The organism is Sphingosinicella soli, from assembly GCF_014199685.1.
Taxonomy (GTDB): domain Bacteria; phylum Pseudomonadota; class Alphaproteobacteria; order Sphingomonadales; family Sphingomonadaceae; genus Sphingosinicella; species Sphingosinicella soli.
On record NZ_JACHNZ010000002.1, the window covers coordinates 121,483 to 135,697 of the forward strand.

At 67.9% G+C, this 14,215-nt stretch carries 10 protein-coding genes; 5 read left to right on the forward strand and 5 right to left on the reverse strand.

Annotation, left to right across the window (positions count from 1 at the left end; translation table 11 throughout):
- Window positions 1-5: 5 nt before the first annotated feature.
- The 4 genes from GGQ98_RS01945 (at window position 6) to GGQ98_RS01960 (ending at window position 4,637) form a co-directional block, all read left to right on the forward strand.
- On the forward strand, window positions 6-1,178 hold the full coding sequence (locus tag GGQ98_RS01945) for an acyl-CoA dehydrogenase family protein (RefSeq protein ID WP_184064274.1): 1,173 nt from the start codon (window positions 6-8) through the stop codon (window positions 1,176-1,178).
- Between the two features lie 32 nt (window positions 1,179-1,210).
- The gene (locus GGQ98_RS01950) at window positions 1,211-2,590 is read left to right on the forward strand and encodes an L-serine ammonia-lyase (protein WP_279380205.1); all 1,380 of its coding nucleotides are present in this window, start codon (window positions 1,211-1,213) and stop codon (window positions 2,588-2,590) included.
- A 13-nt stretch (window positions 2,591-2,603) separates the two neighbouring features.
- Entirely contained in the window at window positions 2,604-3,770 is a 1,167-nt protein-coding gene (locus GGQ98_RS01955) for a serine hydrolase domain-containing protein (protein WP_184064277.1), read from the forward strand.
- Between the two features lie 81 nt (window positions 3,771-3,851).
- Window positions 3,852-4,637 (forward strand): GNAT family N-acetyltransferase, encoded by a 786-nt coding sequence (locus tag GGQ98_RS01960; protein WP_184064280.1) that lies wholly within the window; start codon window positions 3,852-3,854, stop codon window positions 4,635-4,637.
- Window positions 4,638-4,641: 4 nt separating this feature from the next.
- Here GGQ98_RS01960 and GGQ98_RS01965 read toward each other — a convergent pair whose 3' ends face one another.
- From GGQ98_RS01965 to GGQ98_RS01975, 3 genes are read right to left on the reverse strand one after another with little or no spacing between them, the layout of a single operon-like run.
- A complete protein-coding gene (locus GGQ98_RS01965) occupies window positions 4,642-7,806 on the reverse strand; it encodes an error-prone DNA polymerase (RefSeq protein ID WP_184064283.1) in 3,165 nt (1,054 codons plus the stop codon).
- On the reverse strand, window positions 7,803-9,320 hold the full coding sequence (locus GGQ98_RS01970) for a Y-family DNA polymerase (protein ID WP_341534105.1): 1,518 nt from the start codon (window positions 9,318-9,320) through the stop codon (window positions 7,803-7,805). The genes GGQ98_RS01965 and GGQ98_RS01970 overlap by 4 nt, the downstream gene beginning before the upstream one ends.
- On the reverse strand, window positions 9,211-9,978 hold the full coding sequence (locus GGQ98_RS01975; protein ID WP_184064287.1) for an ImuA family protein: 768 nt from the start codon (window positions 9,976-9,978) through the stop codon (window positions 9,211-9,213). The genes GGQ98_RS01970 and GGQ98_RS01975 overlap by 110 nt, the downstream gene beginning before the upstream one ends.
- A gap of 316 nt (window positions 9,979-10,294) precedes the next feature.
- Here GGQ98_RS01975 and GGQ98_RS01980 point away from each other — a divergent pair, with 316 nt between their 5' ends.
- Complete coding sequence (locus tag GGQ98_RS01980) at window positions 10,295-13,213, forward strand: autotransporter domain-containing protein (RefSeq protein WP_184064291.1); 2,919 nt, start codon at window positions 10,295-10,297, stop codon at window positions 13,211-13,213.
- Window positions 13,214-13,255: 42 nt separating this feature from the next.
- Here the strand turns inward: GGQ98_RS01980 and GGQ98_RS01985 are convergent, their stop codons facing one another.
- Together GGQ98_RS01985 and GGQ98_RS01990 are read right to left on the reverse strand one after the other, a co-directional pair.
- Complete coding sequence (locus tag GGQ98_RS01985; RefSeq protein WP_184064294.1) at window positions 13,256-13,912, reverse strand: SdpI family protein; 657 nt, start codon at window positions 13,910-13,912, stop codon at window positions 13,256-13,258.
- Window positions 13,894-14,193: a metalloregulator ArsR/SmtB family transcription factor gene (locus GGQ98_RS01990; RefSeq protein ID WP_184064297.1), complete on the reverse strand. Its 300-nt coding sequence runs from the start codon at window positions 14,191-14,193 to the stop codon at window positions 13,894-13,896. The genes GGQ98_RS01985 and GGQ98_RS01990 overlap by 19 nt, the downstream gene beginning before the upstream one ends.
- Window positions 14,194-14,215 lie beyond the last annotated feature (22 nt).

A 14,215-nucleotide genomic window follows, 5' to 3' on the forward strand; every position in this document is an offset into this window, starting at 1 on the left:
TGCCGATGCCTGAAACCGCCGCCGCGATTGCCGCCCGGGTCGAAGCCTTCGTTCGCGAGGTTGTCGTGCCCTATGAGCGCGACCCCAGGCTCGGCGCGCACGGGCCATCGGACGCGCTGGTGCATGAGCTTCGGGAGAAGGCGCGCGCGGCAGGCGTGATGACGCCGCACATCTTCGCGGACGGATCGCATCTCGATCAGCGGGATACGGCGACGGTGCTGAAGGCCTCCGGCCTTTCGCCGCTGGGGCCGGTCGCGGTGAACACGATGGCGCCCGACGAGGGCAACATGTACCTGCTCGGCAAGGTGGGAAGCCCCGAGCAGAAAGCGCGCTTTCTTGCGCCGCTCGTTTCGGGCGAGGCGCGATCGGCGTTCTTCATGACCGAACCGGCGGACGAAGGCGGTGCGGGATCCGACCCTTCGATGATGCAGACGACGTGCCGGCAGGACGGCAACCACTGGGTGATAAACGGCCGCAAGGCGTTCATCACCGGCGCGGACGGCGCGAAGGTCGGCATCGTGATGGCGAAGTCGGAAGCCACCGATGGAACCGGGGGCGCGTGCATGTTCCTGGTCGACCTGCCCGACCCCGCAATCCGCATCGAGCGCGTGCTCGATACCATCGATTCCTCGATGCCCGGCGGCCACGCCATCATCGCCATCGACAATCTGCGCGTGCCCGCCGACCAGATGCTGGGCGCGAGCGGTGAGGGCTTCAAATACGCGCAGGTGCGCCTCTCCCCCGCGCGGCTTTCGCACTGCATGCGCTGGTGGGGCGCGGCATCGCGCGCGCACGAGATCGCGACTGCCTATGCGTGCAAGCGGCAGGCGTTCGGCAAGCTGCTCGTGGACCACGAGGGCGTCGGCTTCATGCTTGCCGAGAACCTGATCGATCTGAAGCAGGCCGAGCTGATGATCGACTGGTGCGCCGACGTGCTCGACACCGGCGCGCTCGGCACGGTGGAAAGCTCGATGGCGAAGGTCGCGGTTTCCGAGGCGCTGATGCGCGTCGCCGACCGCTGCGTCCAGGTGATGGGCGGGCAGGGCGTTTCAGGCGACACGATCGTCGAGCAGGTGTTCCGCGAGATCCGCGCTTTCCGCATCTACGACGGCCCCACCGAAGTCCACAAATGGTCGCTCGCCAAGAAGATCAAACGCGACACGCTTGCACGCGCATGACACTGGAACAGGCAGTGGCGAGCACGGCGACGATGAGCGCGGCGCGCCGGGCGATGGCCGAGCGGCCGATGAGCGTGACCGAGGTGTTCACCATCGGCATCGGACCTTCGAGTTCGCACACCGTGGGCCCGATGCGCGCCGCGCTCGCCTTCGCCGAGGCTGCCGTGAAACGCGGCAAGGTGCGCGCGGTCGCCTGTGACGTTTACGGTTCGCTCGCGCTGACCGGGCGCGGGCACGCCACCGACACCGCGATCATCCTCGGCCTTGCCGGGAACACGCCGGAAGGCCTCGACCCGGACGCTGCACCGGCGATACTCGCGCAGATCTGCGGCGAGGACAGGCTGCCGCTCGCGGGCGGGCGCAAGGTGACGTTCTGCGAGGCCGACCATCTGCGTTTCCGCATGGGCGAGTTCCTGCCCGGCCACCCGAACGCCGTGCGCTTCGAAGCGCATTACGAGGGCGGCGAGGCGTGGATGGCGACCTATTTCTCGATCGGCGGCGGCGCGATCCTGCGCGAGGGCGAGGCCGCGCCGCGCGTGAACATCCGCCTGCCGCATCCGTTCGAATCCGGCGCCGACCTGCTGCGGCTGGGCGAGGAAACGGGGCTTTCGATCGGCGACATGCTGCTGGAAAACGAACTTGCGTGGCGCAGCCGCGAGGAGACGGAAAGTTTCCTCGACAGCGTGCGCGCGGCGATGTTCGGCTGTATCGAGCGCGGCTGCCAGTCTGTCGGCGTGCTGCCGGGCGGCCTGAAGGTGAAGCGGCGCGCCAACGATATCCAGCGCGCGCTGACCGCGCGCGGCCCGCGCGTCGATCCCTCGACCGTGTTCGAATGGGTGAGCCTGTGGGCGCTTGCGGTGAACGAGGAGAATGCCGCCGGCAGCCGCGTGGTGACGGCGCCGACGAACGGCGCGGCAGGCGTGCTGCCCGCCGTGCTGAAATACTACGAGGTGTTCACGAGCGCGCCGACGCCTGCGGGAAGCCGGCTGCTGCTGGCGACGGCTTCGGCAATCGGCATCCTCTACAAGAAGCGCGCCTCGATCTCCGCCGCCGAAATGGGCTGCCAGGGCGAGGTCGGCGTCGCCTGCTCGATGGCGGCTGGCGGCCTCGTCGCGGCGCTCGGCGGCAACAACCACCAGATCGAGAATGCCGCCGAGATCGGGATGGAGCATAACCTCGGCCTCACCTGCGATCCCATCGGGGGCCTCGTGCAGATCCCCTGCATCGAGCGCAACACGATGGGCGCGATCAAGGCGATCAACGCCGCGTACCTCGCGCTGCACGGCGACGGGCAGCATGTGGTGAGCCTCGACGCGGTGATCGAGACGATGCGGCAGACGGGCGAGGATATGCGATCGCAGTACAAGGAAACCAGCCTCGGCGGCCTTGCCGTCAACGTCGTCGAGTGCTGATCCGGCGCGCCTGATGCAGCCGCCGCCCATCGACTGGCGCGAAGCCGGGCTCGGGAGCGGCGCGGACGTGCCCGAGGATCGGCGCGTGACGGGAGCCAACTGGCGGACGTGGCCGTTCAATCGCTGGGCGTTCCAGCATACGCGGCAGCTCGTGCCCTCCGTTTCGCTTGAGGGCGCGGAGACAGCAGCGCCGCTTGCCGAGCGCCCCGCAGACCTTTCGGCGCTGCGCTTCGCAGGCGAGGATGGGGCGACGATCGACTGGGAAGCCTATGTCGCCTCCACCTACACCGATGCGATGATCGTACTGCACCGGGGCGCGGTGGTCTATGAAACCTATCGCAACGGCATGACGGCGGCGACGCCCCACCATCTGTTCTCGATCACCAAGTCGATCGTCGGGGTTGTCGCGGAAACCCTTATCGCCGACGGCACGGTTTCGGAGGCGCTCGCCACGGAAGACGCGGTGCCGGAACTCGGCATGAGCGCCTTCGCGGGAACGACGCTGCGCCAGCTGATCGACATGACCGACGGCATCGCCTTCAACGAGGACTACGCCGACCTTGCATCCGACGTGCATCGCTATTCGGCGAGCTATTGGACGCCGGAGGCGGCGCCGGACGGAACGCTGCCCGTGCTTGCTGCGCTCGATCGCCGCGATGCGCCGCCGGGCACTGCTTTCCGCTATCGCACACCGATCGCCGACGCCGCCGCATGGGTGCTGCGGCGCGCCACCGGCCGGACGCTTGCGGGCCTTGTCGCCGAGCGCGTTTGGAAACCGGCGGGCTGCGGCGACGCGGCGCATTTCCTGCTCGACACCGGAGGCCATGAGATCGCGGGCTCCGGCCTCAACGCCACCGCGCGCGACCTTGCACGGCTGGCGCAATTCCTGATGGCGGGCGGCCCGGTTGCGGAGACGCTGATCGGCGGCGGCGACCGCGCGCTGTTCGCGGCGGGGGCGGCGAACATGCGCCCCGACCATAGCTACCGCGGCTTCTGGTGGGTGAACCACGCGCCGCCGCGCGCGCTGATGGCGATGGGCGTTTACGGCCAGCGGCTGCACATCGAGCCCGGGAACGACCTTGCGATCATCCGGCTCGCGTCGACGCCGCTGCCCTCCAACATGGCGAGCGACCCCCTGCACGTGCGCGCTTTCAAGGCCCTCCGCGACCACCTTCGCTGACGCATTTCCGTCACTAGGGCGACGCGCGGTCGAAACACGCGCGTGCGAAATCCGCCATGGTCACACATCCGGGGGATAGCCATGCGTCTCATTGAAAACACGGCCCGCGACACACGCCTCAGCATCCGGCTTGCAGACAGCGAGGCCGACGTGCGCGCCGCGCAGGCGCTGCGGTATCAGGTTTTCTTTCGCGATTTGGGCGCGGTTCCGGGCGGCGCTGCGGCGGGCCTCGACGTCGATCCCTACGACCGGTTCTGCGATCACCTGCTGGTGGAGGAAACCGGCGCCGACGGCGCACGCGTGGTGGGCACGTACCGGCTGCTTCGGCAGAGCGTGGCGCATCGCCACGGCGGCTTCTACAGCGCTTCGGAATACGACCTCGCCCCGCTCGAGGCGCATGCAGCGCGGCACGGCGGCGAGCTTCTGGAACTCGGACGTTCGTGCGTGGCGCCGGAATATCGCGACACGGCGACGATCCAGCTGCTGTGGCGCGGTATCGGCGATTATCTGACACAGCGGAGCATCGGCCACATGTTCGGCTGCGCGAGCTTTCCCGGCACCGACCCCGACACGCACGCCGCCGCGCTCGCCTATCTCCATCACAACCACCTCGCGCCGCAGGACCGGCGCGTGAGCGCGCATGGGCGGCACTTTACGGACATGGCGCGGCTGCCCATCGGCGGCTACGACCCCAAAGCGGCATGGCGCACGCTGCCGCCGCTCATCAAAGGCTATCTGCGCGTCGGCGCGATGGTGGGCAGCGGCGCCTTCATCGACCGGCAGTTCAACACGATCGACGTGTTCATGATGATGCCGGTGGACGCAATCGCGGCGCGCTATGCGAAGCGGTTCGGCGCGGCGGCGTAAGGTCTTAGTGGAAATCGCGTGAGCCGGGCAGGATGCGCGCATTGCGCGGATGACCCCGGCCGCTGCGCACCGGCATGGCGGCGGCGTGCGAGAGGCGGGCGAGTTCGTCGCTGCGGTCGATGATCTTCGACGCCATCAGATGGACGACGCCCTCGCGGCTTTTCTGAACTTCGCCTTCTATCTCCATCAGCCGCGCCGACATCACCGGGCGGCGGCAGGCTTCGAACAGGCGCGCCCAGAGCAGGGCATTGGTGATGCCGGTTTCGTCTTCCAGCGTGATGAAGATCGCGTTGCCCTTGCCGGGGCGCTGGCGGATGAGCACCACGCCCGCCGTGCGCACGCGCGCGCCATTTCGCGCCGCCGCGATTTCCGCGCAGGTGAGGATGCCCTCGGCGCGGAACACATCGCGCAGGAACTGCATCGGATGCGCCTTCAGCGAAAGGCGCGTCACCTGATAATCGGTGGCGACATGCTCCGAAAGCGGCATCGCGGGGAGCGCGGGATCCGGCTCGTCGCCGAGTTCGCGCACGCCGGCGGCGGCGAACAGCGGGAGTTCATCCTGCGGCATCCGCCGCGCCTCCCAGAGCGCGGCGCGGCGATCGATGCCGATCGAGCGGAACGCATCGGCATCAGCGAGCAGCCTGAGCGCACGCTGCGGCAGCGCAGCGCGGCGCGAGAGCGTTTCCACCGAAGTGAAAGGGCCTTCATCACGCGCCGACGTGATGGCCGTCGCCCAGGCTTCGCGGAAACCGTCGATCTGGCGGAGACCGAGGCGGAGCGCGCGGCTTTCTAGGCTGCTGTCCCAATCGCTTGCATTGATATCCGCAGCGCGCACCTCGACGCCGTGCTCGCGCGCATCGCGCACGAGCTGCGCTGGCGCGTAGAACCCCATCGGCTGGGAATTGAGGAGCGCGCAGGCGAACACCGCCGGATGGTGGCACTTGATCCACGACGAGATGTAGACGAGCTTTGCGAAAGACTGTGCATGGCTTTCGGGAAAGCCGTAGCTGCCGAAGCCTTCGATCTGTTTGAAGCAGCGCTGCGCGAAATCCTGCGTGTAGCCGCGTGACGTCATGCCGCCGACCAGCTTTTCGCGGAAATGATGGATCGTGCCGACATTGCGGAATGTCGCCATCGCCCGGCGGAGGCCGTTCGCCTCGTCCGGCGTGAAATCGGCCGCGACGATGGCGAGCTTCATCGCCTGTTCCTGAAACAGCGGCACGCCGCAGGTTTTTTCGAGGACGTCTTTCAGTTCAGCGGGATCATGCGGCGGCGCGGGCGAGGGCAGGGTTATCGCCTCCTCGCCGTTCCGCCGCCGCAGATAGGGATGCACCATGTCGCCTTCGATGGGGCCGGGGCGCACGATCGCGACCTGAATGACGAGATCGTAGAATTGGCGCGGCCTGAGGCGGGGCAGCATGTTGATCTGCGCGCGGCTTTCCACCTGGAACACGCCGATGCTGTCGCCCTTGCAGAGCATCTCGTAGGTGGCCGGATCGTCCTGCGGAACGGTCTTCAGTGCGAAATCGCCAAGGCCCTGCGCGCGCATCAGGTCGAAGCTCTTGCGGATGCAGGTGAGCATGCCGAGTGCGAGCACATCGACCTTCATCAGGTTCAGCGCATCGATATCGTCCTTGTCCCATTCGATGAACGTGCGATCCGCCATCGCGGCGTTGTGGATCGGCACCATCTCGTCGAGGCGGCCCTCGGTGAGCACATAGCCGCCGACGTGCTGCGAGAGGTGGCGCGGGAATTCTAGGAGCCGGCCGACGAGATCGCGAAGACGTTCGATCTCCGGGTTGTCGGCATCGAACCCGGCCTCTTCGTAGCGCCGGTCCTCCATGCCGCCGTAGCTGCCCCACACCGACGAGGAAAGGCGCGCGGTCACATCCTCGCTGATGCCGAGCGCCTTTCCGACCTCGCGCAGCGCGCTGCGGGCGCGGTAGTGGATGACGGTGGCGGCGATGCCGGCGCGCTCTCGGCCGTAGCGTTCATAGACGTACTGCATCACCTCCTCGCGCCGCTCATGCTCGAAATCGACGTCGATGTCGGGCGGCTCGCGGCGCTCTTCCGAAAGGAAGCGCGAGAAGAGGAGGTTTTCCTTCACCGGATCGACCGCCGTGATGTCGAGCAGATAACAGACGAGCGAATTCGCCGCCGAGCCGCGGCCCTGACAGAGAATGCCCCTGCTGCGGGCGTGGCGAACGATGTCGTGAACGGTGAGGAAGTAATAGGCGTAATTGCACTTTGCGATCAGGCCGAACTCCTCGTCGAGGGTCGCCTGCATCTTCGGCGAGAGACCGTTCGGGTGCGCCTTGTGCGCCGCCGTCATCACCAGATGTTCGAGCCAGGCTTGCGGTGTCCAGCCTTCGGGGACGGGTTCGTGCGGGTATTCGTATTTCAGCTCGTCGAGCGAGAAGCCGATGCGGTCCAGAAGGCGGACGCTCTCTGCGACCGCCTGCGGACAATCGCGGAACAGGCGCGCCATTTCGGCCGCCGGCTTCAGGTGGCGTTCGGCGTTGGCGACAAGGCGGCGGCCTGCGGCGTGGATGGTGGTTTTCTCGCGGATACAGGTGAGGATGTCGTGGAGCGGGCGCTGCGCGGGATCGGCATAAAGCGCATCGTTGGTGGCGAGCAGAGGAGCGCCGGTGCGCTGCGCGAGCGCCATCAGCCGGGCGAGACGGCGGCGGTCGCTGCCCGCGCGCGGCATCGCGGCGCCGAGCCAGACGTTGCCGGGCGCGGCCTTCGCGAGTTGGCGCAGCGCGAGTTCGTGCGCGCCCTCCGCCATCACGATCAGCAGCAGATTCTCGCGGTGATCGAGGAGATCGCGCAGGGTGAGGATGCAATCGCCTTTTGCGGCGCGCCGGTTGCCGAGCGTCAGCAGGCGCGTGAGACGGCCCCAGCCGTAGCGGGTTTCGGGGTAGGCGACGATGTCGGGCGTGCCGTCCGCGAAGACGAGTCGGGCGCCGACCGCCAGTTTGAAGGGCCGCGTCTCGCCTTTCAGCGCGGCCCAGGCGCGCACCACGCCCGCGACGCTGTTGCGATCGGCGATGCCGATGCCCGCATGGCCGAGCGACAGCGCGGCGGCCACCATGTCGGCGGGGTGCGAGGCGCCGCGCAGGAAGGAATAGTTGGTCGCGGCGACCATCTCGGCAAAGGCGATGCTCATGCGAACAGGCCGTGCAGATACCAGCGCGGGTTCGTCTCCTCGTGGCCGTAGAGGCCGTGGCGGAAGATCCAGAGGCGGCGGCCGGTTTCGTCCTCGACGCGGTAATAGTCGCGCGTGAGGCCGGGGCGGCGCCACCATTCGGCGGCGATGCGCTCCGGCCCTTCGGCGCGCACGATGGTGAGGAAAGTGACACCCAGACGAAAGCGGCGGGGCGGCGCATCGGGCACATCCGCAACGACATTCGAAAGCAGACGCGGCGGACGGAGGAGTGAAAACGGGCGCAGCGGGGGTTCGCTTAGGGGCGGAACCGGCCATGAACAGGAGGGGCTTCCGGGACGAAGCCGGGCGGCGCGCTCGGGCACGTGACTCTCGCGCGCGTGGAAACGCAGCAGGCGGTCGGGACCGAGCCGGGCGGCGAGACGATCGATGAGCGCATCGAGCGCGGGACCGGGCGGCGGGGCGCGATCGAGATCGGGCTGGCCGGGCGCGAGCGGCTGCGTGACCGGCACGGAGAGGCACACGGCATCGAAACCGAAGCCGGGATCGAGAGGGTCTTCGAGGCGGGCGAGACTGTGCGTGAAGAGTTCAACGACAGGCGCGGCATGGCGCACGGGCGCGCCGGTTTCAACGCAGACGCCCTGCACCTTGCCGTCGGCGCGGAAGAATTCGGCTTCGAAACGGCGGCCGCCCTCGCCGCGCGCGTCGAGCATCCGGCACGCCTCGGCGAGCAGATCGGCAAGCACGCCGAGGACATAATCGGTGCGCGCCACCGGCTCCGGGAAGCGGCGTTCCACTTCGACCGGCGGCAGCACGCGGCGCGGCGCGATAGGACTTTCCGCATCGCCGACCATGCGCCGCACCGCTGTCGCGGCCGCCGCGCCGAAACGTGCGGCCAGCCCCGAGAGCGGCCGGGAGGCGATATCGCCGACGGTGTAGAGCCCGGCGCGGTGCAGCGCCGTCTCGCGCTCCCCGCCCAGCCGCAGCGCCGCGACGGGAAGCGCCGCGACGCAGGCCGCATCGAAACGGGCGCGCGCCCACGCCGCATCGGGCGTATCCTCGATCGCCGTGCGCACGGTGAAACCATGCCGCCCGAGCCGGACGCGGACATCGCGCGACAGCCCGCCCTCCCCGCCGAAAAGATGCGCGGCGCCCGCGATATCGAGGATCAGCGTATCGGGCGGCTCGGGTGCGACGATCGGCGTATAGCGGATGCAGAGATCAGCGAGCCGTTCGAGGAGGCGCTGATCTGCCGCCGCATCATGATCCGCGACGATGAGCCCCGTGACGCGCGCGCGCGCATCGGCGAGCGGCAGGCCGGGCAGGAGACCGAGCGCTTCGGCATGACGATCGACCGCCGCGAGCCGCAGCGCTCCCTTCACCGCTTCTGCAAGAACGAGCGGCCGTTCAGGCGACCCCTTGCGCCCGGCGCGCGGCGTGCGTGCCAGGCGCTCCGCCGGGAGCCACGGGAACCAGAGCGCCAGATAGCGCCGCTTCACGAAAGATGCCTGCGTCACGATCCCACTCCACCCGCCAGCCGAGGCCGGAGGGTCCGGCGCGGCGGCGCAGCAATTCCACATCGAACGCCGGATGACCCGGCGCATCCGCCGCAAGCGCCTGCGAGAGCGCCGCAGCCACGCGCCAGCGCGTTTCCGCCGCACTCGGTGCGGGCGCCGCATCCAGCCGCAGCAGAAACAGCGGCACGCCCGACGCCTCCGCCGCCAGCGTGAGCCGCCGCGTGCCGGTGAGCCCGAACCGCGAGCGGCCGACGCTTTCCGCGATCACGGCGCCAAGCACGGTGCAGCGCAGCGCATCCACCGCCGCCGACAACAGGGCCGCCTCGTCGGACGCATGCGCGACGATGCACGTCGCCGGGTCGATCCCCATCGCGGCAAGCCCCGGACCGTAAAGCGGCGCCCGGCGCGCCGCCGCATCCGTTCGCAGCCAGACGACCGGCGCACCTTCCGCCGCCGCGCGCGCCAACAGCGCCGCGAACGCGGGAGCAGCGGCGCTGTCGCCATCCCCGAACACTTCATGGAGCCGACCCCGCACCACGCCCGCCGCATCGAAACCGGCATGACCGGTGACGATACCCCTGCCGCGGCGCGCCCTGCCGCCTTCCATTTCGGCAACGAGGCCGCGCAGATCGGCAAGGGATTTCAGCGAATCGGACATTTTCGTTCTCTATTTGTTCCAGTATCGCTTCGCGCCCGCGAAAGAGTCAAGGCCATGCTCGGTCAAGGCCGGGCTTACGCGCGCTCAGGCCAGCCGCACTCAGGCCAGCCGCACTCAGGCCAGCCGCGCGCAGCTTAGCGTAAATCCCTTTTTAATCATCATCCTGTAGCCAGCGCGAACCCGTACTTTCGTTTTGACAACAGGATTCGAGAATAATGAAAATGATGAAGTCCGCAGCCCTGTCCCGCAAAGCCGCGCTTTATTCAGGCGCCGCGATCGCCCTGCTGGCCGCCTCCCCGCTCTCGCCGCGTCGCTGGTGCTGACCGGCGACTACATCCAGATCGGCCTCAACGACAACGGCACGCTCGGCTATTCCGGCAACACATCCCCCGGTATTCTCTATGACGGCACGGGCACGGGAACCTTTAATCCCGCTTATGATTATCTGACGCCGGGCAGCCCCTTCGAAGGCTTCGTCATCGAGGGCAACGGCGGGGCGCCCTTCGCGTTCGTCAACAACAACGCCGGCATCTTCGACATCACCGGCGGTACGCTGACCGACTACAGCGGCGTCGCCTTCGGCGGCGCGACGTACGAGCAGCGCGCGGTGTGGACAGGCACGGCAGACGGCCTGTTCACCATCACCCACGACTATTATTTCGACGAGGACGAACAGCAGCTGAAGATCAAGACCACGATCACCGCGCTCGACGATCTGACCGACATCACCTTCTCGCGCCAGCTCGATCCCGATGCGGTCGCGGCAGCGGGCGATTCGAGCGTCACCAACAATTTCCGGGGGACCGACACGGTTTCCGCCAACGACCTCGTCTATGCCGAGGCGCTGGTTTCCAAATACGTGATCGGCCTCTACACCGACAGCGACTTCACGCACAATTCCGCCGTTACCGGCTGGACGACGGACACCGCGTCGTATCTGAGCGGCACGGACGTCGGCGACGGCGACAACACCATCGGCCTGGGCTTCGACCTCGGCGACCTGCTGAGCGGCGGCACGATCACCTTCGATTACGCCTATATCTTCGGCACCGACATCGACGCCGCGATCGGGCAGAATATCACCGGCACCAGCACGACGACCGAGCTGATCAACGGCGACGTCAACCCCGTGCTCGACGGCGGTACGCTGCTCGTGGACGCGCCGGGAAGCTTCGGTGTCGATCTCGACATCACCGAGAATGACGGCACCATCGATACGGACGGCAACAACGCCGCCTTCACGGGTGTGATCTCCGGCGCGGGCGGGATGACCAAGGACGGCGCGGGCACGCTCGTGCTGACCGGCGCCAACACTTACACCGGCGGCACCACGATCACCGAAGGTACGCTTGTCGGCAACACGACGAGCCTTCAGGGCGATATCGCCAACAACGCCGCGCTGATCTTCGACCAGGCGGCGGACGACACCTTCGCGGGCGTCGTCTCGGGTTCGGGCACGTTCACCAAGGACGGCGCGGGTACGCTGATCCTGACCGGCGCCAACACCTATACGGGCGGCACCACGATCACCGATGGCACGCTCGTCGGCAACACGACGAGCCTTCAGGGCGATATCGCCAACAACGCCGCGCTGATCTTCGACCAGGCGACCGACGGCACCTTCGCGGACGCCATTTCGGGCACCGGAAGTTTCGAAAAGTCCGGGGCGGGCCTGCTGAATCTGACCGGCACGAGCAGCTTCAGCGGCACGACGACGGTGAGCGCGGGTCGCCTTGCGGTGAACGGCTCGCTCGCCGCGTCTGACGTCGACGTGCAGAGCGGCGGCAGCATCGGCGGCAACGGCACCATCGGCGGGCTGATCGTGCGCACCGGCGCGACCGCTGCGCCGGGCAATTCGATCGGCGAGCTGACCTCGGCGACCTTCGTGGTCTTCGAAGCCGGATCGACCTATGAAGTGGAAGTCGACGCGGCAGGCAACACCGACCTGATCGTGGCCACCACCACGGCGACGATCGAGGGCGGCACCGTGGCGGTGCTCGCCGAAGACGGCACCTATCTGCCGCAGACGCAGTACGAGATCGTGACGGCGGGCGACGGCGTTACCGGCACATTCGAGGCGGTGACGAGCAACCTTGCGTTCCTGACGCCGACGCTGAGCTACGGCCCCAATGCCGTTACGCTGACGCTGACGCGCAACGACATCGCGTTCGGCGCCGCAGGCACCACGCCGAACCAGATCGCGACAGGCACCGCCATCGAAGGCGCGTTCAGCCCCCAAAGCGACGTGTTCAACGCGCTCGTGGGCGCTTCGACCGCCGAGATCGGCTACGGCCTCGACGCCTTCTCGGGCGAGATCCACGCTTCGAGCCTTTCGATCGCATCGGAAGACGCAGCGCATCTCCGCCGCTCGCTGCTCGCGCGCTCGCAGGGCGCGATGGCAGCCGCCGAGGGCCGCAACGTCGTGCTGTGGTCGGAAGCCGGCGGCAACTGGATCGACCGCGACGGCGACGGCAACGCCGCCGACGTGAACAGCTCCGGCTATTCGCTGCTGCTGGGTATCGAAGCCAATCTCGGCGACACGGTGAAGATCGGCATCGCAGGCGGAACCGCAGAGACCGACGTGAAGCTCGATGCACGCGGATCGAAAGCGGACATGAAGAGCCTGTACGGCGCCGTTTACGGCAGCGCCGCCTTCGGCGCGCTGACACTGCGCGTCGGCGGCAGCTACGCCGATTTCGACACCGACACGACGCGCAATGTCGATTTCCGCACCTTCAGCGAGGAACTTACGGCAAGCTACGGCGGATCGGCAGTGCAGGCGTTCGGCGAGATCGGCTACACGGTGCCGCTCGGCAAGGGCACGGTAGAGCCCTTCGCCGGATTGAACGGCCTGTGGCTGAAGGACAAGGACTTCGCCGAAACCGGCGGCACCGCCGCGCTTGAGGGCGACGGTCGGCGCCGCAGCTACAGCTGGTCCTCGCTCGGGCTGCGCGCGACGATCGGCGGGGCGCTTGCGCCCGTCGTCGGCCGCGTTCAGGTCGGCTGGGAACATGCGCTGGGCGATGTCGACGTGAATTCCGACCTGCAGTTCGCCGCGGGCGGCAACGCCTTCCGCATCGAAGGCACGCCGCTTTCGAAGGACAGCGTGCAGGTGGAAACCGGCCTCGACTGGCGCGCGGCGCCGGGCCTGACGCTCAGCGCGCGCTACACCGGCAACCTGGGCGACCACGGCCAGGACCACGGCGTGCGCGCTACGGTCGCCATCAAGCTCTGAGGACAAAGGGAGGCCGGGCTTTCCCGGCCTCCCACGTTCTCGTCACCGCCCCGTGCGGCGGCGCCAGAGCAGCCAGGAATAGAACACCGGCGGCACCGTACTGACCAGAATGGCGCCGACGATCACGGCGCCGCGCGCCGTCGGCGACAACGGCATCAGCGCCGCGAAGATGATCGCCGCGCCCGCCGCCATCGTCGTCCATGCGCCGAGGCGATGCGTGGCGATCCAGTTGTCGGTATCGAGCAGCGCCCACGGCGTGCGGATCCCGACGAAAAAACTCGGACGCGATTTCGGCAGCACATTGCCCACATAAATGAGCAGCAAGCCCGCGCCGACGAGCGGAAACGTGACCGGAATGCTCCAGCCGAACGCAGGCGACGCGACCATGAGCTGGACAAAGGTCATCATCCCCAGAACCCCGATCCAGCAGGCGCGGTAAAGCGCCGCGCTGCCCGCCATCCGGTTCTGCAGCGGCTCCATGCGCGGAAGCACCGACAGAACCAGCGACAGCACCGCGCACATCACGACGGGCGCGAACAGCGCGAAGCCGGCGTCCCCATGACGGTCCGCCTCTCCGGCCAGGTTCCAGTGCATCGGAAGCTGCGTGCCTTCGGGCAATATGGCGAGCGCGATCGCGGCGATGGCCGCCAGAATCGCCACCGTGACCCATGACAAGACGATCAGTGCGTGTTCGCGCATGCCGCCGCTCCTTTCTCTGCTTCGCCGGCGCCAAGCCGGCCCATGAAGGCCATCACGACCTCCTCCACCACCGACAGGTTGAGCGTGTAGATGATGCTGCCGCCGCGGCTTGCCCCCTGGATCAGCCCGGCCGCTTTCAACTTCGCAAAATGCGCGGACATCGTGGGCTTCGAAACGGCAAACGCATCGGCAAGCTCTCCGGCGGACTTGCCGCCCGTCTTCAGCATCTCGAGCACCTGACGGCGGATCGGATGCGCCAATGCATCGAAGACAGCGTTCACAAACCCTCTCTTTGTCTATTCG